The sequence below is a fragment of the Peribacillus simplex genome (genome assembly GCF_900156045.1).
In the GTDB taxonomy this organism is placed as follows: Bacteria; Bacillota; Bacilli; order Bacillales; family DSM-1321; genus Peribacillus; species Peribacillus simplex_D.
The window spans coordinates 248060-273936 of record NZ_FTMX01000005.1; the positions used below are offsets into that span (position 1 = coordinate 248060).

Annotated in this window: 19 protein-coding genes and 2 pseudogenes; 1 reads left to right on the forward strand and 20 read right to left on the reverse strand. The window is 39.5% G+C overall.

Annotated features, from left to right (window positions below; translation table 11 throughout):
• Positions 1–37: 37 nt before the first annotated feature.
• The 9 genes and pseudogenes from BW986_RS18190 to BW986_RS18240 all read right to left on the reverse strand — a co-directional run.
• A pseudogene (locus BW986_RS18190) lies at positions 38–559 on the reverse strand (helical membrane plugin domain-containing protein); the annotation flags it as partial.
• The gene (fdhF, locus tag BW986_RS18195; RefSeq protein WP_076369389.1) at positions 552–3515 is read right to left on the reverse strand and encodes a formate dehydrogenase subunit alpha; all 2964 of its coding nucleotides are present in this window, start codon (positions 3513–3515) and stop codon (positions 552–554) included. The gene fdhF and the pseudogene BW986_RS18190, both read right to left, overlap by 8 nt.
• Positions 3516–3696: 181 nt before the next feature.
• Positions 3697–5583 (reverse strand): annotated as a pseudogene (gene pulA / locus BW986_RS18200) (type I pullulanase); the annotation flags it as partial.
• 600 nt (positions 5584–6183) lie between these two features.
• The gene (locus BW986_RS18210) at positions 6184–8313 is read right to left on the reverse strand and encodes an ATP-dependent Clp protease ATP-binding subunit (protein ID WP_076369395.1); all 2130 of its coding nucleotides are present in this window, start codon (positions 8311–8313) and stop codon (positions 6184–6186) included.
• 728 nt (positions 8314–9041) lie between these two features.
• A complete protein-coding gene (locus tag BW986_RS18215) occupies positions 9042–9494 on the reverse strand; it encodes a VOC family protein (RefSeq protein ID WP_076369397.1) in 453 nt (150 codons plus the stop codon).
• Between the two features lie 249 nt (positions 9495–9743).
• Positions 9744–10187 (reverse strand): C40 family peptidase, encoded by a 444-nt coding sequence (locus BW986_RS18220; protein WP_260320894.1) that lies wholly within the window; start codon positions 10185–10187, stop codon positions 9744–9746.
• A 205-nt stretch (positions 10188–10392) separates the two neighbouring features.
• Positions 10393–11019 carry a metal-dependent hydrolase gene (locus BW986_RS18225; RefSeq protein ID WP_076369399.1) on the reverse strand — a complete coding sequence of 209 codons (627 nt, stop codon included), beginning with the start codon at positions 11017–11019 and terminating at the stop codon, positions 10393–10395.
• Between the two features lie 489 nt (positions 11020–11508).
• A complete protein-coding gene (locus tag BW986_RS18235) occupies positions 11509–12420 on the reverse strand; it encodes a hypothetical protein (RefSeq protein WP_076369403.1) in 912 nt (303 codons plus the stop codon).
• 242 nt (positions 12421–12662) lie between these two features.
• Positions 12663–13553 carry a selenium metabolism-associated LysR family transcriptional regulator gene (locus BW986_RS18240; protein WP_076369405.1) on the reverse strand — a complete coding sequence of 297 codons (891 nt, stop codon included), beginning with the start codon at positions 13551–13553 and terminating at the stop codon, positions 12663–12665.
• A gap of 134 nt (positions 13554–13687) precedes the next feature.
• Between BW986_RS18240 and BW986_RS18245 the strand changes: the two genes are divergently transcribed.
• Positions 13688–14713 (forward strand): YeiH family protein, encoded by a 1026-nt coding sequence (locus BW986_RS18245; protein ID WP_076369914.1) that lies wholly within the window; start codon positions 13688–13690, stop codon positions 14711–14713.
• Positions 14714–14737: 24 nt separating this feature from the next.
• Here the strand turns inward: BW986_RS18245 and speD are convergent, their stop codons facing one another.
• The 11 genes from speD to BW986_RS18305 all read right to left on the reverse strand — a co-directional run bounded on the left by speD (position 14738) and on the right by BW986_RS18305 (position 25590).
• The gene (speD, locus tag BW986_RS18250) at positions 14738–15574 is read right to left on the reverse strand and encodes an adenosylmethionine decarboxylase (RefSeq protein ID WP_076369407.1); all 837 of its coding nucleotides are present in this window, start codon (positions 15572–15574) and stop codon (positions 14738–14740) included.
• Positions 15575–15734: 160 nt separating this feature from the next.
• Complete coding sequence (locus BW986_RS18255) at positions 15735–16397, reverse strand: ABC transporter permease (RefSeq protein WP_076369409.1); 663 nt, start codon at positions 16395–16397, stop codon at positions 15735–15737.
• 17 nt (positions 16398–16414) lie between these two features.
• Complete coding sequence (locus BW986_RS18260; protein ID WP_076369411.1) at positions 16415–17332, reverse strand: osmoprotectant ABC transporter substrate-binding protein; 918 nt, start codon at positions 17330–17332, stop codon at positions 16415–16417.
• Positions 17333–17343: 11 nt separating this feature from the next.
• Positions 17344–17997 (reverse strand): ABC transporter permease, encoded by a 654-nt coding sequence (locus BW986_RS18265; protein WP_076369413.1) that lies wholly within the window; start codon positions 17995–17997, stop codon positions 17344–17346.
• A 12-nt stretch (positions 17998–18009) separates the two neighbouring features.
• The gene (locus BW986_RS18270) at positions 18010–19164 is read right to left on the reverse strand and encodes a betaine/proline/choline family ABC transporter ATP-binding protein (protein WP_076369415.1); all 1155 of its coding nucleotides are present in this window, start codon (positions 19162–19164) and stop codon (positions 18010–18012) included.
• Positions 19165–19360: 196 nt separating this feature from the next.
• On the reverse strand, positions 19361–20536 hold the full coding sequence (locus BW986_RS18275) for an acyl-CoA dehydrogenase family protein (protein ID WP_076369417.1): 1176 nt from the start codon (positions 20534–20536) through the stop codon (positions 19361–19363).
• A gap of 955 nt (positions 20537–21491) precedes the next feature.
• Positions 21492–21611, reverse strand: coding sequence for an HU family DNA-binding protein (locus BW986_RS31260; RefSeq protein ID WP_397222578.1), 120 nt, complete (start codon positions 21609–21611; stop codon positions 21492–21494).
• Positions 21612–21773: 162 nt separating this feature from the next.
• Complete coding sequence (locus BW986_RS18290; protein WP_076369423.1) at positions 21774–22001, reverse strand: hypothetical protein; 228 nt, start codon at positions 21999–22001, stop codon at positions 21774–21776.
• An 814-nt stretch (positions 22002–22815) separates the two neighbouring features.
• On the reverse strand, positions 22816–23829 hold the full coding sequence (locus BW986_RS18295) for a bifunctional metallophosphatase/5'-nucleotidase (protein ID WP_076369425.1): 1014 nt from the start codon (positions 23827–23829) through the stop codon (positions 22816–22818).
• A gap of 48 nt (positions 23830–23877) precedes the next feature.
• Complete coding sequence (gene tatA / locus BW986_RS18300) at positions 23878–24087, reverse strand: twin-arginine translocase TatA/TatE family subunit (protein WP_076369427.1); 210 nt, start codon at positions 24085–24087, stop codon at positions 23878–23880.
• A 57-nt stretch (positions 24088–24144) separates the two neighbouring features.
• Positions 24145–25590: an alkaline phosphatase PhoX gene (locus tag BW986_RS18305; protein ID WP_076369429.1), complete on the reverse strand. Its 1446-nt coding sequence runs from the start codon at positions 25588–25590 to the stop codon at positions 24145–24147.
• Between the last annotated feature and the right edge of the window lie 287 nt (positions 25591–25877).

Consider the following 25877-nt stretch of genomic DNA (forward strand, 5'->3'; position numbering starts at 1 on the left):
TGGTGGTCGGCCGTTCTATGTCTGCTGTTTCATTCGCTTTATGCAATTGCTGATTCTCTGGTAGTTGGGTTGTTCTTTCTAAATCGCTTGTATCTTCTCCCATTCCTTTCAGGAAAGTCATCAGAAAAGTCATGGCTTGTTTTACTTCTTGGTCATTCAAGGAACGCAGCAACGTTAGATAGCTTGGCTTTTCAGGCGTTTTATCAGCTTCGGCCACACGGGCAATCCCTGAATTGACTTTGAGGATAAGCGGTTCAAGCTGCTGAACATTAAGTGTTCCTAAAGTGCCGAGTATGAGAAGGAGATTTTTTAGCGTATTTGCCGTTTCAGGGGTGTCTGCTGTCTTGACCAAAATGTTCAGCACTTTGTCCCCTTCCTTCAATAAACTGTTAACCATTGATAATATCCCACGATCCTGCATGCCTTTCATAACTTCAAACGTTTCTTTAATCACTTCTTTATTTTCCAAAAGGGTACGTTCTATATCCTCGAGTTCAATTCTTTTTCTTTCTTCATCGCTTAAGTTGATTCGATTGATCAATTTTGTCGCTTTAGCCACGGTTCCTCTCCTCCTTTTTGATTTTCAAGAGGTCACCAGGGAATATATAATCTTCACGGGCCCATTTTTTTTGTACTTGAACACCTATCTGTGGTTGTGGATTACCATTACGATGGTTGATGCTCGGCAATGGATTATCTCCTTTGACCCTGAGCACTTCCATTTTTGCCTGAACTTCCTTATAGGCAGGGGTATCAGTATCTTTATCAGAATGACTGCTTGTCAATTGGTTGATTGCCCCGTCACCTGAATCGTTCATTGGCAGATAAACCTCTTTACCTTTTACACGATCTGTAACCAGGCATTGCACTTTTGCATTTCCATATGGTGAAGTAAGCCGAACAAGCGTGCCATCCTCAAGCCCTCTATCTTTTGCCAATTCCCGGGATACCTCAAGGAAAACTTTTGGAGTTTTGGAAGTGATGCCTTTTGATTTATAAGTCATGTTTCCTTCGTGGAAATGCTCCAACAGTCGGCCATTATTCACATGGATATCAAACTCATCCCCAAAGTCAATCGGTTTGGTCCATTCGACTGGAAATAACCTTGCTTTTCCATCAGGGAAAGGAAAAGCTTCCATGAATAAAAGCGGCGTATCTTTACCATCTGGTGCCACTGGCCATTGAAGACTTTTATAACCTTCCAAGCGTTCATAACTTACTCCAGCATATAATGGTGATAGTTTAGCTGCTTCGTCCATGATTTCACTTGGGTGCTCATAATTCCAACCTGCTCCTAACGAATTAGCTACATTCATAATGATTTGCCAATCAGGTTTAGAGTCACCCAATGGTTCAAAGACTTGATAAAGACGTTGAATACGGCGTTCGGTATTCGTGAAAGTACCTTCTTTTTCAAAGCTTGGGCTTGCAGGGAGGACGACATCCGCGAATTCTGCCGTTCTAGATAAGAAGATATCTTGTACCACAAAGAACTCCAGTTTTTCAAATGCTTCATGAACATGATTAATATTGGAATCGACCAGCCCCATATCTTCACCTTTTAAGTACATTGCTTTGATTGTACCTGCATGAATCCCTTCGACCATTTCATGATTATTAAGGCCAGGGTTTTCAGGTATTTTGGCACCCCAGATGTTTTCATATTTTGTGCGTACGTTTTTGTCCGTTACTTTTTCGTAGCCTGGCAAGCGATCCGGCATACTGCCAAAGTCGCTGGCTCCTTGGACATTGTTATGTCCGCGTAAAGGATAAGTACCTGTTCCATGTTTACCGTAGTTGCCTGTTATGAGCAATAAATTGGAAATTGCAGTACTCGTATCGCTTCCTCCGCCATGCTGGGTAATGCCCATGGCCCAAAGAGTTGCGACGCTCCCCGCTTCATGAATGGCCTCTGCAAGCGTAATTAAATCTTCTTTAGCTATCCCTGTTACTTTTTCTGCATATTCCATTGTGTAAGGTTCTAAAGTCTTGATGTATTCCTCCATCCCATTTACACGTTTTTTGATGAAGCCTTTATCTGTCCAACCTTTGTCGACGATATATTTAGTCACGGCCGACAGCCATATGATATCCGTTCCCGGAGCAGGTTGGATGAAGAGGTCGGAACGTTCAGCCATTTCATGCTTTCTGATGTCGGCCACAATCAGCTTCTGTTTCCCCAGTTTTTGGGAACGTTTGATCCTGGTAGCCAAAACCGGGTGGGATTCGGATGTATTCGAGCCTATGATCAATACAAGTTCGGACTTTTCGATATCCTTTATGCCCCCTGTATCCCCGCCATATCCAACCGTTCTGAATAGTCCCAAAGTCGCCGGTGTCTGACAATACCGGGAACAGTTATCCACATTATTGGTGCCAATGATTCCCCTTGCCAGCTTTTGCATTAAATAGGACTCTTCATTGGTGCATTTGGAAGACGTTATGAAAGCCATCGAATCCGGTCCGTGATACTCTTTGATTTCGGTGAATTTACGGGAAATCAATTCAAGGGCTTCATCCCATTCAGCTTCCCTGAACGCATCTCCTTCTCTAATTAAAGGTTTTGTGAGTCTTTCTTCACTATTCACGAAATCCCATCCGAATTTCCCTTTTACACAAGTCGAAATTCCATTTGCAGGTGCCTCCACTTGCGGTTCGATTTTTAGGATTTTACGATCTTTGGTCCAAACGTCAAAGCTGCATCCTACCCCACAGTATGTACAAACCGTTTTCGTCTTCTTGATCCTTGCATCCCTCATGGCTGATTCCATATCTGAAATCGCTAAAATCGAACCATATCCCGTTTCAACATTTTTCGTGATTTCTATCATGGGTCGAAGAGTTTGTTTAGCAATGCCTGTTAAAAATCCAGCTTCCCCTTCCATTCCTTTTTCCATCATTGCATTACACGGACAAACTGTGGAACAGTGTCCACATGACACACATGATGATTCGTTGATTGGAACATTATTATCCCAAATGACACGTGGGCGTTTAGCTTCCCAATCAATTGTCAATGTTTCAGTGACCTGTACATCTTGACAAGCTTCAACACAACGGCCGCAAAGGATGCATTGATCCGGATCATATCGATAAAATGGATTCGACCGATCCACTTCATATGGTTTTTGATCAAAAGGAACACTTTGATGGTTTACCTTCATTTCCTTAACAGTATTGTGTATTTCACAAGTGCCGTTATTATAATCGCATACCGTACAATAAAGCTCATGGTTATACAATATTTTGTCCATCGCTATGACCTGTACTTCTTTTACATCTGGTGCAACTGTATCGATTACATCCCCATCCTTGACTTTGGTGGAACAAGACCTTACAAGTTCTCCATTAACGCTCACTAAACATGTATCACATGTTTCGATAGGACCTAGGCTAGGATGGTAACAAACATTCGGAACTTCAATCGAGCTATCCGTCAGCATTTGTAAAATTGTTTGATTACCTTCCAGGCTGGCCTCGGCACCATTGATTTTTATCTGTACTTTCTCTGGCAAAATAATCGCTCCCCTCTAAAAAAACGATAAAATTCATCATTAAGTATTTTCTACCCCCGCACATTTTTTCTCAAACTTGCGAAAGAAAATAATGGAAGACTTCATTTGAGCAATAATTTCATATCAGAAAATGAAATAAAGTCAAAGTGAGACATAGTTTTCACTCACTTCGACTTTATTATCATTGGTTTGAGTATGTTTTCAGTACAAACGAACTTAAAGGGGCAACGGTAATCTGACTCCCTTTAACCCTTTCTATTTCTTCCAGGCCCGCCCGCTGACCATCCACTAAAACGGACCAATCACCTTCGTGGGGAAGAGAAATGGTTATCCCGTCCCAATTTGCATTATGAATCACGGCAATTTTGTAATCCTTATGTTTTAAAGTAAATGCAACCACATTTGGCGGAGCATCAATGAATTGTAAATGCTCCTCAATTTCTTCGGGTGTGCTTAACCTAAAAACAGAATGATTTTTCCTGAGCGAAATTAGTCCTTTCATATACTCCACTTCCCGATCAAACTCCGCTCTCCTTTTCCAATCCAGCCGGTTAATCCAATCGGAAGATTGATAGCTATTTTCATCCCCATCCTTCGTGCGCATGAACTCTTGTCCAGCATGTATCATTGGAATTCCCTGTGACAGTAAGACGACGGCCGAGGCTAATTTATGCATCTGCTTCCGTACTTGTTTCGTCGCATCTGGATTAGTGATAAGAAGCTTATCCCATAAAGTATAATTATCATGTGCTTCAACATAATTTATCACTTGATCTGGTCTTTGATATGTTGCTATATCTTCATCATATTTCAAACCACCAGCGATGCCCTTTTTTATAATATCTTCCATTCCCGGTTTGCCATTCACGAATCCTTTATCATGTTCATTCATTACAAACCCTTTTAAACCATCACGAATCGCATCGTTAAAGTGAGCGATTCCAGGCATTTTAAAAGCATTCTTTTGATTTGCTTTCAGCTCTTGGGCCAGTGGGGTATCCATATCCCAGCCTTCTCCCAAAACAATGAGGGTCGGATCAATTTCTGCCAGTACCTTTTTCACCTCATTCATCGTTTCCACATCATGAATTCCCATTAAATCGAAACGAAAACCGTCAAGGTTAAATTCCTTCGCCCAATAGGTTACGGATTCAACGATGAATTTTCGCATCATTTTACGTTCAGACGCGGTATCATTTCCTACACCAGTTCCATTAGATAAGGAGCCGTCAGCGTTATAGCGAAAAAAGTAAGTGGGAACGAGTTTATGGAAGTTTGAGTCCTCCACTGTATAAACGTGATTATATACAACATCCATGATTACTCGTAGACCGTGATCGTGTAAACCTTGAATCATTTCCTTTAACTCCCGGATCCTGACTTTTGGTTGATACGGATCAGTCGAATAAGAGCCCTCGGGAGCGTTATAATTCTGTGGATCATATCCCCAGTTATATTGTGGTTCATTCAATTTCGTTTCATTGACTGTAGCAAAATCGAATATCGGGATAAACTGAACATGGGTAACACCTAGATCTTTAATATGATCAAGACCCGTTTTCACTCCTTCTGGACCTTTGGTGCCGGCTTCAATTACTCCTAAGAATTTACCTTTAAGATGGATTCCGCTTTCAGGATGAATCGACAAATCCCGTGTATGCAATTCATAAATGACTATGTCCTCAGCTTTTTCGAGTGGTGGTTTATTCCGAGTCCACCTTTCAGGATCCGTATCATTTAAATCTATCACGACTCCTTTATTACCATTAACGGTAACTGCACGAACATAGGGATCGACGGCTTCACTCCAGGTTTCTCCCACTCTCACTTTATATGTATAAATCAAACCATCCTGATCTCCGTTCAGCTCAATGGTCCAGGTCCCCTTCTCCGAACGAAGCATCGGAATCTCCATTCCATCTGTATCATCCCAATGTTTAAAAGTGACTAGCTTAGCTTCAGATGCAAGTGGTGCCCATAATCGGAATGCTGTTTTATCTTTTAGATAGGAATTTCCTAAATCTTTTCCTTCATAGAAATATAGTTCATCCAATTCCGCCGGGTTTACTGGATTAATATTTGCAATCGGCAGAGATTCCAACTGATTTTCCGCTTCATTATCCATTGGTTTTCGATTATTTTTATTTTCCTCTTCAAAATAAGAAAGTGAATCTTTAATAGGTCATTCCTCCATTGAAATTCCCATTTTAGAACAGGAATTATTAATATTTATAATCATGAGCGAATCTTCCCTCATGTTATGATTCCACAGGCGTTTCCCATCAAAACATTCGATCGGCAAATTATGTCGAAAATTCAGAAATCTATATTTAATAATCGAAAGCTATAGGTCAATTAGCTGAACCTTACCTATCATGTTATAAAAATAAAAGGCTGTTTTCGCATACTTTGTTGCTATTTACCAAGTAAAGCCGTGTGGTTGATTTCCCCTCCAGATGCTCGCTTTCCACGGGGCGGGCGGTGAGCCTCCTCGGCGTGAACGCCTGTGGGGTCTCACCTGTCCCGCTGCTCCCGCAGGAGTCTCGCACTTCCGCTCCAATCAACCTTAAATCGTTTCGTTTTAAAAACAACAATCTTTACGAAAAGAGCCAAATAAAAAAATGCCTCCATAACAGTTTTACGGTCTTGGAGGCATTTCTAGTACTCTTTATGGTGTTTTAATAATTTTCACAGAGGTATCCTCAACAATTGCAGTGAAGTTCTTAACTTCAGGCTGCTCAAAGATAAAGTCAGTGATGCCATCTTCGAGCTGTTCTTGAATAACACGGCGGAGCGGTCTCGCACCGAAAGCTGGGTGATACCCGAGTTCAATTAGCCTTTGTTTCGCTTCATTAGTTACATGTAAAGATAAACCATTGGCAGCAAGTGTTTCGTCTAGCTCGTGAATCATGATATCAACGATTTGCAGAAGGTCTTCCTTCTTCAATGCCGAGAATTCAATGATGCTATCGAATCGGTTCAAGAATTCCGGTTTGAAGAAACTGCCTAAAGATTGTAGGATTGAAGCCTCTTCCACAGCTGAACTTGTACCGAATCCCATTACTTTTTGTTTCTCACCTACACCAGCGTTACTCGTCATGATGATTACGGTATCTTTAAAAGTAACAGTCCGCCCTTGACTATCGGTTAAGCGGCCATCTTCCATGATTTGCAGGAACATATGCAATACATCCGGATGTGCCTTTTCGATTTCATCCAATAAGATGATACTGTAAGGCTTGCGGCGAACTTTTTCCGTCAATTGTCCAGCTTCCTCATGCCCTACATACCCAGGAGGAGAACCGATTAATTTAGAAACACTGTGTTTCTCCATGAATTCACTCATGTCAAGACGAATCATCGCTTCCTTGTCACCGAACAATTCCTCAGCAAGAGTTTTCGCTAATTCGGTTTTACCTACTCCTGTCGGACCAACGAAAAGGAAAGAACCAGTAGGACGATTTTTGGATTTTAACCCGGCACGACTTCTTCGAACGGCCTTGGAAACCTTTTTGACAGCCTCTTCCTGCCCGATTACTTTTTTCATCAGTTCCTCTTGGAGATGAACCATTCTTTCTTGCTCATCTTCTTGGAGCTTACCTACAGGTATACCCGTCTTTTGTTCGATGATATTTTGAATGTCTTCAACGGTAACGGTTGGCTTAATTGCATCTTCCCCATCCTGCAAGGAATTTTCCAGTTTTTCTTCTTCATCACGAAGAAGGGCAGCTTTTTCATATGCTTCTTCTTTTAAGGCCATTTCCTTTTCTTTATAAATTTGTGACAGACGCTCTTTGATGTTTTCCACCTGTACGTCTTCGATGGTCAAATTCAATTTGGAACCAGCTTCATCCATTAAGTCTATTGCCTTATCAGGCAGGAATCGGTCTTGAATGTAGCGGTTCGAGAGTTCAACAGCCGCTTTTAGGGCTTCCTCACTATATGTTACACCATGATAAGATTCATAACTATCTTTTAAACCATGTAAGATGACCAATGCCTCAGCTGTTGTCGGCTCATTAACGTGTACAGGCTGGAAGCGTCTTTCAAGGGCACCGTCTTTTTCAATTTTCCTATATTCGGATAAAGTTGTTGCTCCGACAAGCTGAAGCTCGCCGCGTGCAAGTGCAGGCTTCAAGATATTTCCTGCATCCATTGATCCTTCGGCTGAACCCGCTCCCACAAGTTGATGAATTTCATCGATGAATAAAATGACATTTTTTCTTTCCTGCAATTCGCTGATCAATGACTTCATTCGTTCTTCGAATTGCCCTCTAATTCCAGTATTCGAAACTAGGGACGCTACATCAAGCATATATACAAGCTTATTACGTAATTTAACAGGCACTGAACCTTCAACAATCGCTAAAGCAAGTCCTTCGGCAATAGCTGTTTTACCGACACCAGGTTCACCGATTAAAACGGGATTATTTTTATTGCGTCTATTTAGAACTTCAATGACGCGTTTGATTTCTTCATTTCTTCCGATAACCGGATCGATAAGTCCTGCTTTAGCAGCATCGGTCAAATTGCGGCCATACTCCTCAAGCAATCCTCCGTCCTCGCCATGTTCAGCCGAATCCGGTTTTGGTACATCATTATAATTAAATGGATTGAATGAATTTGGAAATCCATTATATTGGAATTTCCCTGTATCCATTCCTCCCATTGCTGCTCCAAGTTTGTTTCGCTCTTCTTTATAACAAGTGGAGCACAGTTTCACATCATGCTCCTGACCATTCATATTTAGGTGAACTTGAATATTCGCTTGGTTTACATGGCATTTTTCACAAAGCATGTAGTACTCCTCCTTTTAAAAAATGAATTTACAATAAATCTTTGACCTTCTTTGACTTTCTGACTTTATTATACATTGACCTTCTTTGACTTTCAATAAATTTGTCTAGGAATTTTTTTGCAATAAAAAAGAGATTCCTTCGATTTGGTTTGCTAAGCATATTAAACTATCCTTTTTCAGTCAAATAAAAAGATTCTATGTATGCCAAATTGGTACATTCAGATATTATTGATTACCCACTTCAGGATAACCATAACCTAATCTATTAACAAAACATCAACTCTGCCTTTTTCAGGTCTAATCATAGTCTTGTCCATATTCCTCATCCACTCTTATTTTCAAAAATAAGGCTATGTTAAATCCTGATGTGATTTTTACGATAAGAAAACCGCCTCGTTGAAGAGGCGGCTTATTGAGCTATCGTACCCGTTAGTTGAGTCCCTTTAATTTGGTTTTGCATTGATTTCCGTTAAAGTTCATGCATCACGAAGTCCCACCGAGTTAAGGCAGCTTGCTGCCGGCCGCGATGTGGTTAGTCGGTGCGGATGTGTCCCGGCAATTACTTCCTCGTTCCTTGTTTCCGGGACCGAGGGTCGCCTAGACCCGGAGCGTGAATGCGATGTTTATATGATGCACCCAACTTCTTCGAGATACTTTCACACCGCTTTTCTGTTTCTATTTTTACTCTAGTAATGTATATTTCAGTTAAGTCTTCTTTTAAACGTCACTTATTTATTACCGAGTTGTTCCGCCAAACCGATTAGAAGTCCTTCATTTCCACGAATGTAGCAGAGCCGATATGAGTTCTCGTACTGAACCACTTCGCCAACGAGCTGAGCACCATACTTAGTGAGTCTGGATACCATTTCGTCAATGTCTTCAACGGTGAACATGATGCGTAGATAACCGAGGGCATTTACAGGAGCAGTTCGGTGATCTGATATAGTAGGTGGGGTGAGAAATCGCGAAAGTTCAAGTCGGCTGTGGCCATCTGGGGTAACCATCATAGCAATCTCTACACACTGTGAACCCAGCCCGGTTACGCGACCAGCCCATTCACCTTCGACGGTAGCTCGCCCTTCGAGCTTCAAGCCAATCTCCTCGAAAAAAGAGATTGCGTCATCAAGGGATTCTACAACGATGCCAACATTGTCCATTCTAAGTAATTTGTTTTTTGCCATAGTTTTATCTCCTTATGTGTACAAATTTATTACCTGATCATCTTCATATTTATTCTATCAAGAATTACTAATTCCTTCCAAACGATAAACATCTTGTCACAGTTCATGATAACAAAGAATACCTGCTTTAATTACATATAAAATCAAAAAGGTTTCGGAATGAAACCATTCCGAAACCTTTTTGTCTGCAAACTGAAAGAGACTTCATTAAGTCTCTTGGTTTTTTATATTATGGTTGATTTTCTTCTATTATATACGTTTCGCACCAATATACTTTGGTTTCCAATAACTATTATTGGTTTTAGCGTATGAAACTCCTTTAGATGATGATGAGTGTATGAACTCATTATTTCCTATGTATATGGCCACATGTGTAGGTTTTTTCGCTTTATTTGGTGCAAAAAACATTAAGTCACCTTTTTGCAGGCTTTTAACTTTCTTTCCTTTTTTATATATGTCAGCAGCGGTTCTTGGTAAATTCTTACCAGCCTTTTGATATGAATACTTCACTAAACCGGAGCAATCAAAACCTGAAGAAGACATGCCACCCATTTTATATTTTGTACCTAATTCACTTTTAGCCACCTTAATCGCTTTTGTATGATATGAAGCAGCTTCCGCTTGGTCCCCAGCAAAGGATGCGGTAACAAGCATGATAGCCAATGACAATCCGACGACAATTTTCTTAAACAAATTATTTTACCCCCTGATGTGATTTGCTAAACTTAATATACTAGAAAAGGCATATCACTTGCATCACAGGATCTTTACAAATATGTTACTTTTAGTAGATTTAGGAAGAATGACCATATAAAACATAAAAAAAAGTCGAATCGGGTGTCCCTTCTATTTAAAGTTATTTTACCTCATAGAAAAAACAGCGGTAAGAAAACCACTGTCAAAATTCTTTAGAGAAAAATGGAAGGAATAACTTTACCCCACGTTTATTAAAAGGTAAACATTTCAAATCTGCAATTAAATGACTTATGTATCCTAATAAACAAGTAGTGAAAATTCCGTCAATCCCCATAAAGGCTTCGAATTGATGGGCAATGATGCCAAAGAAAGCGATACCTGCAATCGAATGTGTATAACTTCTATGTGGTGTAAAGGATGCTAGGATAATATAAACGCCTAACAGCCACAGCCAGCTTTCCTGCAAAGATAAACCGCCGCCTAAAACCGCTAATCCAGTCAAGGTCAGCATATGCCTTTGTCTGATGAAAGATGAAATGATGATGATTCCGATTCCTGCCCCTACACCGATCCATTTTTCCGTTTCAGAGCTTACCAAAAGACTATAAATGATCATTAGTATTCCAATCGTTTGTGCTATCGTTCGAATAAACTTATGTGAAAAAGTAATCCTATTACTTAACTTCCCATCAATATCCATATCGGGCATAAGGCCTGAAACTCCCCCAATGCCAACCAAGAATAAAGTGGTGGTTGGATCTGTTTGAAGTGTGTTTGCCGTCAAGAATCCAACTGCTGCCCCTAATGCCATGTGTGCTGTACCGTTCACTGTCTCTCTCCTGTCCCACTAAGAAGTAATCTCTGTTCCCAAGAAACGAATGTTTGTTCGAATCCCTGTATTCTAACTATACAATATTTTTGGGGGAATTTCTTTATTTTTTATAAAAAAGCCATAGTAATCAATAATTTGTGCTTATAAATCCCTCATTCTAAATTAAAATCAATTCTTCTAGAAAGTCTTTAATTGCTTTTTTTAGGTAATTTTCACCGCAAAATATTTTTCTGTAAATTGTAGTTTTTCATGAAATTTTATCCAAAATATGAATATACTAATCTATAAGGGGAGTGATTCAGATAGCTTTTTTAAACGCCTTCAATAATTTTAAAAACGGGAAAAAGTCCAAGAAAATAAAAAACATGGATTTTCGGGAACAACACGTAAAGAAATCGTCTGAGCTCATTGGTAATAATGTAATTGTCCAAAATATAATAAACAATCACCTTTCCAAAAAAAATAACCACTTGTAGGGTGGTTTTTTTAATTATTATGGGAAAACGTTTCATTCTTTTCCAGCTTCTCACTTGCATCGTATATATAGTGATACTGTAAATAGTAATCGTATATGACGTTTTGCAGGATCTTAAGCAGTGATTTATCGAATGTATCGAATTCAGTTTGGTAACTATTTAAGACAGTGACAAATTTCCCTTCCATGTTTTCGAAATAATGGATAAGAAAGTTCTTGTAATATTCACTATCACTATTGCTTTTATTCGTAATGCATGGATCGCCGGTTTGAATGGATTTATCAAGCATCGCTTTGATGGATTTAGGCAGCTTTGCTTTTTTGAACTGGTTCAGGGTATAGATATCATAGGTAAATGAAAGTCCTAATTGATCGGAATAAAAATCTACGGCACAATCCAATGTATAGATTAAGGGGGTTTTAAAGTCCTTGCTATTGGCAATTTCCTCTGATATCTCCAATTGATATTCCTCAGATGTTAAATACGCAGCAAATTTCATTTTTGAACTGCTCATGCTGAATACCTCATAAACGGCTGCATCTTGTTTTTCAATTTCAATTTCGATATTAAAAAATTTAAAGTGTTTTAAACGGTAAAAAGCAATCGGTGCTAATAGGAAAAGCAATATCCAAACAAGGTAAAGAAATAAAGTGTTAAAGATGATTTGATAAAATTCAGACGTAACGATCGGTTCGATGATTAACGATATCAATGTATGTTCAAAGCCCTGAGAAATAGGGGAATTTGTGGCAGGATCAATGGCCTCCTCAGGCTTTTTCAAAGTTTGGATACCTAAATGAGCCATTGCAACTAGTGTATAAACAAAAATTAAAATTGTCCCAATCACATAAAATTTTGGCATGAATCCTATAATCCTGTCGAAAACAGAAATTCGCTTATCTTTCTGCTCCTCTATAGCCAATGTGGTTGCTCCTTTTAAGATTATTAATATCAGGAAAAGTCTACAGGGATTAGAACTTCCTGGAGACTGCCTATTTAATTTATATGTTTGCAATTATGTGAAAATACGTAAAATTCGCATAATGATTGACATATTCCAAAATACTTTCGACGTTTTCATTAAAATTAAAAATATTTCGTCGTTAAAAATGCCCAACCTCTTCATTGAAAATGAAAGGATGAGCAAAAGTTTTGGTGATATATTTAGGACGGCCCCTTTATCGCAAATTCTTCGACCTTCCTTAAAAACAACTCCATGGCTTTCGAGGCTTCGAGGTCCAATTTTTTCACGATCGAAAAAGGTCTTATAATGGGTTCATTTTTCAAATGAAAGGTTTTCAATTCATTGGACTTCAGTTCTTTTTGTACAGTCAATCGTGATAACAGGGCAATGCCAAGCCCAGCCATCACCGCTTCTTTCACTCCTTGGATACTTGTGAAAATAAAGGTTTTCTTTATATTTAACTCCAGGCTGCTCAGCAGTTTATCGGAATATGTACGGGTTCCCGATCCTTGCTCCCTAAGCACCCATGTTTGGTTTTGGAGCAATGTGCCCTCGATGAGATCCATCTGTGAAAGTGGATGAACCGGGGGGACGACGACAATCATCTCATCATTCATGAATGGTCTGACATCAATATCTTTATAATCCGTTTCACCTTCAATCAAGCCTATATCAAGCTTATTCGAACGTATTCCTTGTATGACTTCATTAGAATTCGAGATGATGATTTGTATGTCCACCATCGGGTATTGAGCCGCAAATTCCGCTAAAACTTTTGGAAGGTAGTATTCCCCTATCGTGAAGCTTGCACCTATTTTCATCGATCCGCTAACCACGTTATTAAATTCATTAATTTCTCTTATTGCTGTCTCATAATGATCAAGCATTTGCTTAGCATGTCTATACAAAATTTTTCCTGGCTCTGTTATTTGTACTTGTTTGGGAGAACGATAAATTAATTTCGTTCCTAACTCATTTTCCAGATTTCTTATGTGAAGACTGACTCCTGGCTGCGACAAGTTCAGAATGTCCCCTGCTCTTGAAAAGTTTTTCTGTTCGATTACGGTGACGAATACTTTTAACGGATCCATGGTTACCTCCCTTATTTACCTATGTGTTTCATTTTATCATAAGTAAAAGTAATCTTTGAAATAGCAAAAATATATTTCACTTATTTTTAATTTAGATTTAAAGTTAAGGCATCAACAAAGATGGAGTGATCACACTGGAACAAACAAACGTCGAAACTAAAAAACTTGGATTTACAAAAGGAATAGCATTGACTTTGCTAATTGCCATTGCTGCAAAATACTTAGCAGAGCTTCCATTCCTTCATATAATGGGACAGTTAGTCATTGCGATACTGATTGGTGTTGTTTGGAAAGCGATCATTGGCGTCCCAGCTTACACCGTTGCAGGGACAAATTATTCAAGTAAAGTCCTTTTGAGGATGGGCATTATCTTATTGGGAATGCGCCTGAACCTAAAGGATATATTTAATGCCGGTCCGAAAACATTTGCAGTGGGTGCCATTTGTCTTGTATTTGCTATATTGGTAGTTTATGGATTTACCCGTCTTTTTAAAGTTGAGAAAAAGCTAGGCATATTGACAGCTTGCGGAACGGGAATTTGTGGAGCTGCTGCCATCCTGGCAATTTCCTCCCAAATAAAAGCAAAAGAAAAAGATACAGCAATAGCCGTAGCGACGGTTGCTGTTTTGGGTACAACCTTCACTTTCGGTTATACAATCCTATATCCATTATTGGAGTTATCCGATCATGGATATGGTATATTCTCGGGAGCGACACTCCATGAAATCGCTCACGTGATCGCTGCAGCGGCGCCAGGGGGAAATGAGGCAGTCGACTTGGCAGTCGTGGTCAAATTGACCAGGGTGGCCCTGCTCATTCCCGTTGCCATTTTAATCGGTTTCATCATGAATTGGAAAGATCGATCAAGAGATAACGGAAAGAAATTTACCTGGAAGTCCATTCAAATACCTTGGTTTATTTTTGGATTTTTGTTAATGAGTGCCCTCTATTCTACTGGTGCAGTTCCTGAACCCATAGCCGATAAAATTGTTATGCTTTCCTATATCCTCATGGCTATGTCCATGGCAGGACTAGGATTGAATATTGACCTCGTAACCTTTAGAAAATATGGCGGTAAACCTTTTATAGCTGGACTGATCGGCTCTATATTATTGACTTGTCTCGGGTATGTATTAGTTCAGGTTTTCCATTTAAATTAACTTTTCAATTAAAACAAGCATCCCTTAATCGGCATGCTTGTTTTTTTCTATCGGATGTGGAACATTGGCACCGTAAAAAATTTCATCCATCTCCGTTCGAAGCCTTTCTATAATTTCTTGCCTTTCCTCTTTATTCAGCTTTTCCTCTGTATAGCCGAATAGGTAATTATTAATTTCGAATCTTTTCAGCTTACATTTTGTATGGAATATATTTTCCTGGTATACATTCACATCTATCATGTCATATAAACCCTTCACTTCATCAGGAATATAGTTTTGAATGGAATTAATATCGTGATCAATGAACAATTTCCGCCCATCTTTATCTCTTGTAAAGCCTCTTACTCGGTAATCGATCGTGATAATGTCGGTATCGAAGGAATGAATGAGATAATTAAGGGCTTTAAGAGGTGATATTTCCCCACAAGTAGAGACGTCGATATCGGCCCTGAATGTGCTAATGCCTTCATTTGGATGGAATTCAGGGTATGTATGTACGGTAATATGGCTTTTATCGAGTTGCATGACCACATTATCAGGTAAAGGTCCTGGTGATTCTTCATAAGTTCCCGTAGGTACTTCTACGACAGGACCTTCCGAAACAAGAATGGTTACACTTGCGCCTTGAGGGACATAATCCTGTTTGGCCGTATTTAAAACATGTGCTCCAATTAAATCAGAAACATTGTGCAAGATCTTCGAAAGCCGCTCTGCATTATATTGTTCATCGATATAATCCAGGTAGGCCTCTCTCTCTTCCCTCGTTTTTGTGTAACAAATATCATACATATTAAAGCTTAAAGATTTCGTAAGATTATTAAAGCCATGAAGTTCAATACGCTGCTCCGGTGTAAGTTTCATGATTGATTCCCCTTATATTTTTTTACGACTACCCTTATAGTTACCCTTTTTCTGAAATAAAAAACTAAGTCTGCCAGTCTGGGCTTCCGACTTCTCATCGGTAATTGTCATTTCTGGCCATGGAAAAGCCATTGCATTAACATGCAATGGCTTTTTTGGTTTAGGCAGTATGAATTTTTTTCTTTTTTATCGGTGAAAGAATTCGTTCCAGCCAGCCGAGTATAAGATCTGAGAGAATGGCCATCAATGCCGTCGGAATAGCTCCTGCAAGTATGATTGCCGTCCCATTTGAAGCATTCGTTCCCCTGACAATGATATCCCCCAGTCCGCCTGCGCCTACGAATGTACCGACCGCGGTTACTCCAATGGCAACGACAAGCGCTGTACGTAAGCCAGCCATGATGACAGACAGAGATAATGGCAGTTCGACCATTCTTAGTAACTGGAGCTTAGTCATCCCCATTGCCTTGCCAGATTCTAAATAAGCATGATCTATACTTGTAATTCCGACATAAGTGTTCCTCAAGATTGGCAGTAAGGAATATAAAAACAATGATAAGATAACCGTATTTGTTCCTAACCCCATTACTAGCATCAGGAGAGCGAGCATAGCCAATGCTGGTGTGGTTTGTATGACATTCGTTATCGAAAAAACCCAATTGCTCAATTTCTTTTGTTTCGCGATGAAAATGCCTATCGGGATGGCTACAATTGCTGCAAATAAAACTCCATAGGCGGACATTAAAAAGTGACGATAAAATTCAGTTAGTACATACATCCAATTTTGGGAATAATAAGTTCCCAGCTGTTGCAAGGTTTCCATTAGTGTGCACCTCCCATTTATTCAAAGTAATTATGTGCTTTAAGGAATTCAGTTGCTACGACCGATGGCTCCTTCAAGTTCCCATCAACTTCATAGTTCAGTTCCTGCATGGTTTCAGTAGTGATTTCACCAATTAACTTGTTAAGCTCATCTTCAATTTCAGGATAACGTTTCAATAATTCTTCGGTAACGACCGGTGAACAGTCATATGGAGGGAAATATTGTTTATCATCTTCCAAAAGCTTCAAATCATTAACCTTAATCCGTCCATCTGAGGAGTATGCAAGGACAATATCCATCTGACCATTTTTGACTGCATCGTAAACCAAGCCAATCTGCATCGGATAAGTTTCCCCAAATTCCAATCCATATGTATCGACGAACCCTTTATAACCATCCCCTTTTCTTTTCAGCCAAGCACTGTCTACACCTAACCTTAAATTATCTGCATCCTTTTCCAGATCCGATATTTTCTGATACCCCTTTTCCTCTGCCAATTCATTTGAAATCGTAAAAGCATAAGTGTTATCGAATCCGTAAGAATCAAAAAATTTGAACCCATATTGTTCTTTGAATTCCCTTTGAACAAATTTCATCGCCTTTACTGGATCCTTTTCAATTTCCTGTCCCAGGACACTCGTTAAATCAGTCCCTGTATATCGAGTTGCGGCTATGTCTATGTCACCGGTCTCCATCGCCTTTTGCTGAACGAAATTGGAACCTAGATTTTTAATGATTTTCGTATCAACTTCCGTATTCCTTTCAAGGAGTTGAGCGATCATGTTCGCCAAGATTTCAGATTCGGTCATGCTTTGGGCACCGATCTTTACAGTAGTTTCAGAAGATGACCCTAAACCAGGCAAGGAGCAGCCGGTAATCACTAATGAACAAACTAAAAGGGTCATGAAGATTGTACGTCTCATTTTTTTATACATGGTAATCCTCCTCAAGCAACTTCCTTCATACCTTTCAATCCTTTTGGTACGACTTTTCGTTCAATGATCGAGAATACATAATCCACCAGGATAGCCATGATGATTACCGGAACTGCACCTGCGATGATATATTCTGTCTGATATAAATTCAAACCGATAAAAATGTAATCTCCAAGTCCCCCGCCTCCAATAAAGGAAGCTAAGGTGGCCCATCCAATTAAATAGACGGAAGCCGTACGGATGCCAGCCATAATGACGGAAAGTGCAAGCGGGAATTCAACGAGACGAATTCTCTCCCAGCTTGTCATCCCGATTCCGCGTCCAGATTCCAGAAGATTTTCATTTACACCTTTAATGCCTGTGTATGTATTTCTGAGAATGGGTAAAACGGAATAGAAAAATAACGCAATGATTGCGGGTGTTTTCCCAACTCCGAGGAAAGGAATGAAAAAGGCTAGTACCGCTAAGCTCGGCAATGTCTGCATAATGTTTGCCATTCCGATTATTATCGAAGCGCTCCTTTTCATTCGCGTCAATATGATTCCTAGTGGTACGGCAACTATTATTCCAAGGAAAACAGCTATCAAGGATATATATAAGTGCTCCCATGCCTTATAAATCAATTCTTGCCAGTTCGTTTGTAAAAAATCGAGCAAAGTTTCCATCTCATTCACCTCCTAAATCATTTCTGCCATTTCTTCCATTTGATCTTCTTCTTCTCCCCATATGCTGTCATATACGATGTCCACCAATGTAGCCCTAGTTACGATTCCGACCAAATGTTTATTGTGGTCAACTACCGGCACGTATTTGAACCCTCTTTTTAAAATCTTCTGAACGGAATCGCGGATTAAAGTATCCTGTTTCACTGAATAGACTTCAGTATTGATGACTTCACTGATAAATTTAGCCTTTTTTCGATATTCACTGATCGTTTCAACGTCCACGAACCCTTTCAACACATTTTGCTCATCGACCACAAGTAGAGAATCTACCCTTTTCTCGCGCATGATCGTAATAGCATCTGTAAGGGATTTTTCCTCTGTAATGGATATTGGATTTCGACTCATGATTTGTTCAACCAACTCAACATTCGGTCTTGTTTGAAGCAGGCGATCTTTGCCGATGAATTCTTCCACAAACTCATTGGCTGGGTTTCTGAGGATTTCATCCGGTGTTCCCACTTGGACGATTTCACCAGCTTTTAAGATGACGATCCTGTCGGCTAGCTTAATGGCTTCATCCATATCATGGGTAACAAAAACGATTGTTTTATCAAGTGTGCGCTGTAAATTTTTAAATTCCTCCTGAAGGGCATCGCGGGTGATCGGATCTAGTGCGCCAAAAGGTTCATCCATTAAAATGAGTGGAGGATTGGAAGCAAGTGCTCTGAGAACGCCTATCCTTTGTTGCTGCCCGCCGCTCAATTCGTAAGGATACCTTTCCAGGTATTCAGGTCCCATATCGACAAGCTGAAGCAATTCCAATGCGCGTTCCTTTTTCTTCTGTTCACTCCATTTAAGAAGTTTTGGAACGAGGGTGATATTTTCAAGAATCGTCATGTGAGGGAAAAGTCCGATCTGCTGGATAACGTACCCGATCTGTCTTCTTAGCTCGACTGGATCTTTATCCATGATGTTGTCACCATTAATAAGTATCTTGCCTTCCGACGGTTCGATAAGACGGTTAATCATTTTCATAGTCGTTGTCTTACCGCATCCACTCGGACCAATAAAGCAAATGAATTCCCCTTTTTTAATATCCAATGATATATTTTTTACAGCTTTCTTTCCTCCCTTATAGATTTTCGATACATTTTCGATCTTTAACATAACAAGCACCTCCATCATTCGCATACAATTACAAATTTTACAAATATATTAATTTTTCATTTGCACAGTCTTTAGTACCCATAAAGCAAACTGTATAAACCTTTTAGTTCGTTGGAATTATATTGAATAAATGGGATAAAAAAACTACCTCATTTTAAAGTGAGGTAGTTGCATGATTTAAAAAACTAAAGTTGAATTAAAACCCAATATTTTTAGCAATCAGGGTTTTTACGGTTTCGTCTGTCCCTGTAAAGAATTTTGTCAAAGGAATGTCCCGGTGACGCCGGGCAATTTTATCGTCACCCATATTTCCGTAGCCATCATGTAATTGCATGCACTTATCGGATATTCGCTTAGACATCTCCGTTATCCAATATTTAGCCATCGATACTTCAGCTATGATTTTCTCCCCAGTCATATGTTTAAGAATCAACCCATCAACAAACGTTCTTCCCAGATGAATATCTGTCGCTATTTCAGCAATGGTAAACTGTGCATTTTTCAATTTACTTATTTTCTTATCAAATGCTTTTCGTCCTCTTATAAAATTCATCGTTAATTGAAGCATATCTTTCGCTGCCATTAAAGACCCGATTGCACACATTAGTCTTTCCTGCTGCAGTTTTTGCATGATATAAGAAAGACCCTTCCCTTCCTCCCCAATGAGGTTGCCAACAGGAACTGAAGCATCATCGAAAAATAGTTCGGCTGTGTCTGGGCATCCTTGTCCTGTTTTACCAAGCTTTCTTCCCCGTGAAATTCCTGGCGTATCTTTATCAATAATCAGCAAACTGATTCCGTTTTGGGAAGGAACTGTATTAGGATCCGTTTTGCATGCCACTATCATGAAGTCGGCTTTAAAGCCATTTGTGACAAATGTTTTGGCTCCATTGAGTATATAATACCCATCTTTCTTGATCGCTGTGGTTTGAATATCCCCTAATTCCGAACCCATTCCCGGCTCTGTCAATGCAAAGGCTGAAATCAATTCACCTGTAATGAACTTTGGTAAATATCTTTGTTTCTGATCTCTTGTTCCGAATGAGGCAATATAAGGGGCTATAACATCAGAATGAATGGATATTCCTCTTAACACTGATCCAACCAATTCCAATTCCTCTGCCAGCACAACTGAATAGCCAAAATCTGCTCCTATTCCACCGAATTCCACATCAAGCCATGGACATAAAAATCCATTATCTCCAATCTTTTTCCAAAATGAGCGAGGTATCCCCCCCTCCTTGTCCCATTGATCATAAAAGGGGACAGCCTCCTTGGCGAGAAATTCACAAATTGATTGTTTAAATAATAAGTGTTCTTCCTTTAGGAAGGAACGAGAATCATCCTTATTGATTGCCATCGTGCTAACCATATGTTAAACCTCCATTCTCTAACGATTTGGACTTATAATCCACTAACATGATCAAGTTAAATACCTCGATGTAAACGGTTACAAAAACAAATATTATTCTTTTAAAATGACCCACAATATTCTTGTTCAACAAAAGTATTGAATTCCCTTTTAATTATCTATTTTTTACCATTACAAATCTTGGTTACTTATTACTTAACTGCTTTGAATATGGGTTTATCATATATTCTGTCGAGGTTATTTTTGAAATATATTTTGTATTAATTTAACAAAAATTCCTTTTTAATTGCATATTAAAATGGGGCTTTAACAGAGGCTGTTAAAACAATAAACCAACTGAAAGGATGTCAATATCTTTGTTTGTTCTTCTTTGCTTATCAACCAGTTCCCCTGTCCCTTCCGATCGTGTTATACGATATCTAAGTCCCAACCAACCTCCAACATTTTTTTACAAGCAGGGGGCGGACAGTTTCTTCACGAAATCATGTCGCACGCACCCGTACGACCCGTCCTGGCTACTGCTATATATTAGAATTTATTTTTTAAAAAGGCTCTTTTCGTAAAGATTGTTGTTTTTAAAATGAAACGATTTAAGGTTGATTGAAGCGGAAGTGCGAGACTCCTGCGGGAGCAGCGGGACAGGTGAGACCCCACAGGCGTTTACGCCGAGGAGGCTCACCGCCCGCCCCGCGGAAAGCGAGCATCTGGAGGGGAAATCAACCACACCGCTTTACTTGGTAAATAGCAACAAAGTATGCGAAAACAGCCTTTATTTAAGAATCCCACATTATTTCCATTCGTTTATATTGAAGCTTGGAATCTATGTAAAAACAGGAGCGAAAGTATATAACCTACTTTACATAAAGCAAAAAATACTCTGGAGAATATCTCATCCCAGAGTATTTTTTTACGATATAATACTTTTTCATTTAACCGCTTCTTTTCCTTATCCGGTTTAAAAGCAGTAAACTTCGGAAGCAGCAATTAGTTTTTCTTCCCCTGTATGCGGGTTTCTAGTTCGAGCTGCTCGGACGTACACCTCAAATATACCAAATCTAATCAAATTAGAACTCATAAAAGTAATGGACTCGAGATCTTCTACACGATCATTGGCTTCAGAAAGCTTACAAAGTACGTTTTCACCATGAACTTTGTTATGGCCTTGCACAATTTCTGTGGGCCAACCGCTATATACCTTCGCCTTCTATAATGTTTATTCTCTATTCCTTCACAAATTTTAATCTTGGATTTTTCCACTAATGACAACACACTTCCCACTTGAAGGTTTCTTTATCATCCTTCCATTCTTGATGTATACAGTGTAAGTATTATTGACTTTAGCATCTAATCTTGCTAAATCTCCCATTCTTGCTATGATATTTTTGACAGCTTCCCTCTTCAGATTATCCATGACTTTCTTTTTCCATTGTTCCCGATTATTTTTTTGCTTATTTTCATCAACCATCAGGATCCCATCCTTTTTGTTTGATTTATGTCTTCTCCGATATTAGTGTATTATATTTTTATCATCTTGTTACCTTTATGCTTTTCCTAATTGGGTTCTTTTTTTATTTTATAACGTAACAGGTAAGTGAAAAGGATATTAATAAAATGGCTCACGCTAGTGATAGCAAAAAAAGAACGCACATAAAAACAGGATGCAACTGAATGTTGCACCCTGTCTGAAAAAGGGGTTTGCTTCATTTCGAATCAGCATAAATTCTCTGCGATAAACACCTCATCTACATTAGAGTAAATACCGGTATCTGACTAGAGTTTACCATCCAAAGCAACCATCCCCTATATCTTAAAAGTTTTATCAACTTTCAAAGTATAATCGACAATTATTGAATGAGTTTTCTGCTTTTACGTGCAAGCGAACCATCTCCTTGCTCGAAACGATTTTTATGAAGCTTCCAGTAGTTAAGTTAAACGTCTTTAACTGACACCTCATTTACTATATGATATGAACCATACGTAAATCACTAGCCCCTTCTTCTTTATTTATTATGACCATCTGCTGGCAAAATATAATTGGTTGTTTATGGATATCAACAATTGTTTAAATCAAGTTATTCATTGTTGTTTAAGTACAAATCATTTGCAATCTCAACACAGATAAAATCTACACTAAGTTCGACGTTCTCCTTGGAAAGAGCGGAAATGCAAAAATAAAAAGGCCGGCAGTCGTTAGCTTTCACCGACTTTCTGCACCACCTTGCATTCTTACTGCATAATTAATAAAGTAACGACAAAGCATTATGAAGACTTCATTTGAATTATTGCGCATTCAACTCTGAACGATATTCGTCTATAATTGCTTGTATCTCTGAATCGGCTCGGACATTTGTGACGTCGTAGAGGAATCCATCGGATTCGGCCAACGTCATTTTCCCGTCAACAACTTCAAAGGTCAAATCCAGGCGGCCCAAATAATGTTCTTGTTCTCCGCCGGCTTGAGTAATTGGCACCATCACCTCTCCATTGAATTCGTATTCGGGCGTTTCGATGACCTTATGTGTATCTGCGCCGATTACCGCTGAAACTCCTGGAACCTGAGCCAAGTTGTGGTCTTCAGTGTTCCCGGCATGCGAAAGGACAATATTAATGTCGGACTTTTCACTCACTTCAGGAAGCAACTCATTCAACGCTTCTACCGGTTCAATGAAATCGAGGTCAGCAACATCATTCCAACCGCGAATTTCCGGCTTCATCGAAGTAAGGCCGATCATGCCGACTTTAACACCATTGAAAGTAAAACTCTTCCAAGGTTTGACATTCTGAATGTACTTTCCTGTTTCCCTGTCAATGACATTACCAGTAAGGATGGGGAAATTCACGTTGCGGTGGTAATTCTTTAACTGTTCATAACGGCTTTCCTGTGTGCCCTCTCCGGCAGGGTAAACGCGGAAGTCGTTGTTTCCGAGAACCATTGCATCATAGTCCAAAGCTTTCAAAAGAGACGTCTCCAACTCTCCTTGCCCCGCTTGAAACTCGCCTCGCAGGAAGACATCCCCGCCATCGACGAGAAGCAGATTCTCCTCTTCATTGCGCACATTTTCAATGATGGTGGCATACTTCGCAATAGAATTTTGATGAATGGTTCCATCAACCAGCGTGACGATGTCATCCAAATGGCCATGAAAGTCATTCGTCTGGAGAATGGTGAGTTCAAACTTCTCCCCCTCCTTGAGCTTTTCCTCCGCATCTGCTGTTACGGGCATTCCGACAAAAGCAGCAGCCATCGTCAGCGAAAAGCAGCCCGTCAATAACTTCATTCCCATTTTATTCATCCTATTTCCTCCAAGCAATTACTCTATTAAATTGTAAACACAAGTTATTTAGTTTCCAGTCTTTTCGGTTTTATCAAGAGCGACAAGTTTAGTTTTTTCTTCTTTGTCATTGCTGATCAAGTCATTTGTTGCTTTTTTTAATTCATTTAAAGTTTTCCCGAAAGCGCTTCCGATTTCCGGTAATTTAGAAGGACCAAAAATGATTAACGCAATGACTAGAATGAGAATTAGGCCAGGAATGCCGATGCTAGATAACAATCTTCTTACCTCCTAAACCATGATGGTTTGTTCATACTCAAAAAATGAGATGATTACTTATAAAATTGGCATACCATGGCGCTCTAGAGCAGCTGCTTCCAATAAAGGCATACCTTGTTCATCTGCAAATGCAGTAAGTTTATCCGAAACAACAGGGGCAAGACTTGCTGGAGGCAGAGCATGGTTCATAGCTCGTCTGCGGGTAGAATTTCTGCGTGCAAATGGTCCCCAAATCGCAAAGGTGATACCAGGTGTTTGCATATTTACAAAAAAAGTATTTCCATCCGGAGAAAATGTAGGGCCTGCAAATTCAGAACCGTTCATCATATTTTCAGCAAAAGTATAAATATTTCCTTCAGGAGTCAATCCGACAATACGATCATTACCGCCTCCATCTTCGGCGATCCATAGATCTCCCCAAGGAGTGATTGTAATGTTATCTGGAGCTTCTAAATCATTTTTATCCGTAGACTCATAGAATAGTTCTAAGGTGTTTGTCGCTGGCGTGTAGCGATAAACACGGCCAAGGCGTGCTGAACCTGCACTTGTATCATCGAACCATAAAGTACCTTCAGAAAAATAAGCCCCTTCTAAGCGGCTAAACTGAATACAGCCTTTTTCCTTAGCGTCTTGCTGTGCGATTTCAGGATTTAATTTTTTCCAGACGATCCCGAATTTTTGTCTAGTACTAAATTGACTTGCAGCTGCAGCCGGTAATTCATCAATCGCTGCTGCCTCAAGTGTACCGCCATTTTGCAGAGAACCTAGTTTTTGACTACGGTCATGTGGTGTAAAACGATACAAGAAGCTTGGACTTGCATCTTCCGTTAAATACCAAATCCCTGTTGAAGGGTCAACATGCCCAGCTTCATGGGAGAAATAACCCATATCACGGATTGGTGTTCTTGACATTTCGTTTTCAGGATCAAGCGGATTTACTTCAAATACAAAGCCATGTCCCATATCACGAGTTTCCTCCATTGTTAACCAGGTACCCCAAGTCGTAGCTCCACCCGCACAGTTACGGATTGTACCTGAACTTGATACATACTGATCAATGACTTTATTATTTTGTCCCACGATTAATGTGGTTGTGCCGCCCGCAGCACCAGCGCTCCAAGGTTTTTTTCCATTTACAGGGTAATCAGAATTTGTCCCATTTTCATGGTTTCTTACAAGAATGGTTGTACCCTTCTCCCCTTTATAGGCAGCCATTCCATCGTGAGCAGAAGGAACAAGGTCACCATTAGGCATGATATCACCAGTTCTTGAAAGCATTTTGTAATGAAATCCCCTTGGCAGATCCAGAACTCCATTTGGATCCTTTACTAGCGGGCCATATCCACCAAATCCGCTTGTTGGATTGCTAGATTCCACTGCAAATCCTTTTGTAGATCCCGCAAGAGACAATACCCCAGTTGAACCAAGTGTTAATGCTAAAGTGCTCATTCCACCAACTTTTAAGAAATTACGTCTGTTTAAACCGCTATTGCTAGATATCATTAACATTACCTCCAAAATTTTTTTGAGGGATGCTATATTCCTTATAGCAAACTCTACCCTCAAAATTAACAGACCTTTTTAAATGCTCTGTTAATCCCATGTGATTTTATTCCTTCTTATGAAAAATAAGCTAAAAGTCACGGTTTACACAATAAAATGGAGGTTATTACCATATTCGTAACATATATAAGGTGGAAATTGATGGTAGGAGCCCAAAGTGGAGAAAAAAACTAAGGATTTTGTCATAAAAAGATCGATGCCGATTATTAAAGCTTATTAATAGTTTG

Coding starts and splice junctions, on each gene's coding strand:
- BW986_RS18255 (WP_076369409.1), bottom strand. CDS start 16,397: ATGGAAACCTTGCAACAGCTGGGAACTTATTATTCCCAAAATTGGATG.
- BW986_RS18275 (WP_076369417.1), bottom strand. CDS start 20,536: ATGGTTAGCACGATGGCAATCAATAAGGATGATTCTCGTTCCTTCCTA.
- BW986_RS18260 (WP_076369411.1), bottom strand. CDS start 17,332: ATGTATAAAAAAATGAGACGTACAATCTTCATGACCCTTTTAGTTTGT.
- BW986_RS31260 (WP_397222578.1), bottom strand. CDS start 21,611: ATGAGTTCTAATTTGATTAGATTTGGTATATTTGAGGTGTACGTCCGA.
- BW986_RS18290 (WP_076369423.1), bottom strand. CDS start 22,001: ATGGTTGATGAAAATAAGCAAAAAAATAATCGGGAACAATGGAAAAAG.
- BW986_RS18240 (WP_076369405.1), bottom strand. CDS start 13,553: ATGGATCCGTTAAAAGTATTCGTCACCGTAATCGAACAGAAAAACTTT.
- BW986_RS18270 (WP_076369415.1), bottom strand. CDS start 19,164: ATGTTAAAGATCGAAAATGTATCGAAAATCTATAAGGGAGGAAAGAAA.
- BW986_RS18215 (WP_076369397.1), bottom strand. CDS start 9,494: ATGGCAAAAAACAAATTACTTAGAATGGACAATGTTGGCATCGTTGTA.
- speD (WP_076369407.1), bottom strand. CDS start 15,574: ATGAAACTTACACCGGAGCAGCGTATTGAACTTCATGGCTTTAATAAT.
- BW986_RS18265 (WP_076369413.1), bottom strand. CDS start 17,997: ATGGAAACTTTGCTCGATTTTTTACAAACGAACTGGCAAGAATTGATT.
- BW986_RS18210 (WP_076369395.1), bottom strand. CDS start 8,313: ATGCTTTGTGAAAAATGCCATGTAAACCAAGCGAATATTCAAGTTCAC.
- BW986_RS18295 (WP_076369425.1), bottom strand. CDS start 23,829: ATGAATAAAATGGGAATGAAGTTATTGACGGGCTGCTTTTCGCTGACG.
- BW986_RS18305 (WP_076369429.1), bottom strand. CDS start 25,590: ATGATATCTAGCAATAGCGGTTTAAACAGACGTAATTTCTTAAAAGTT.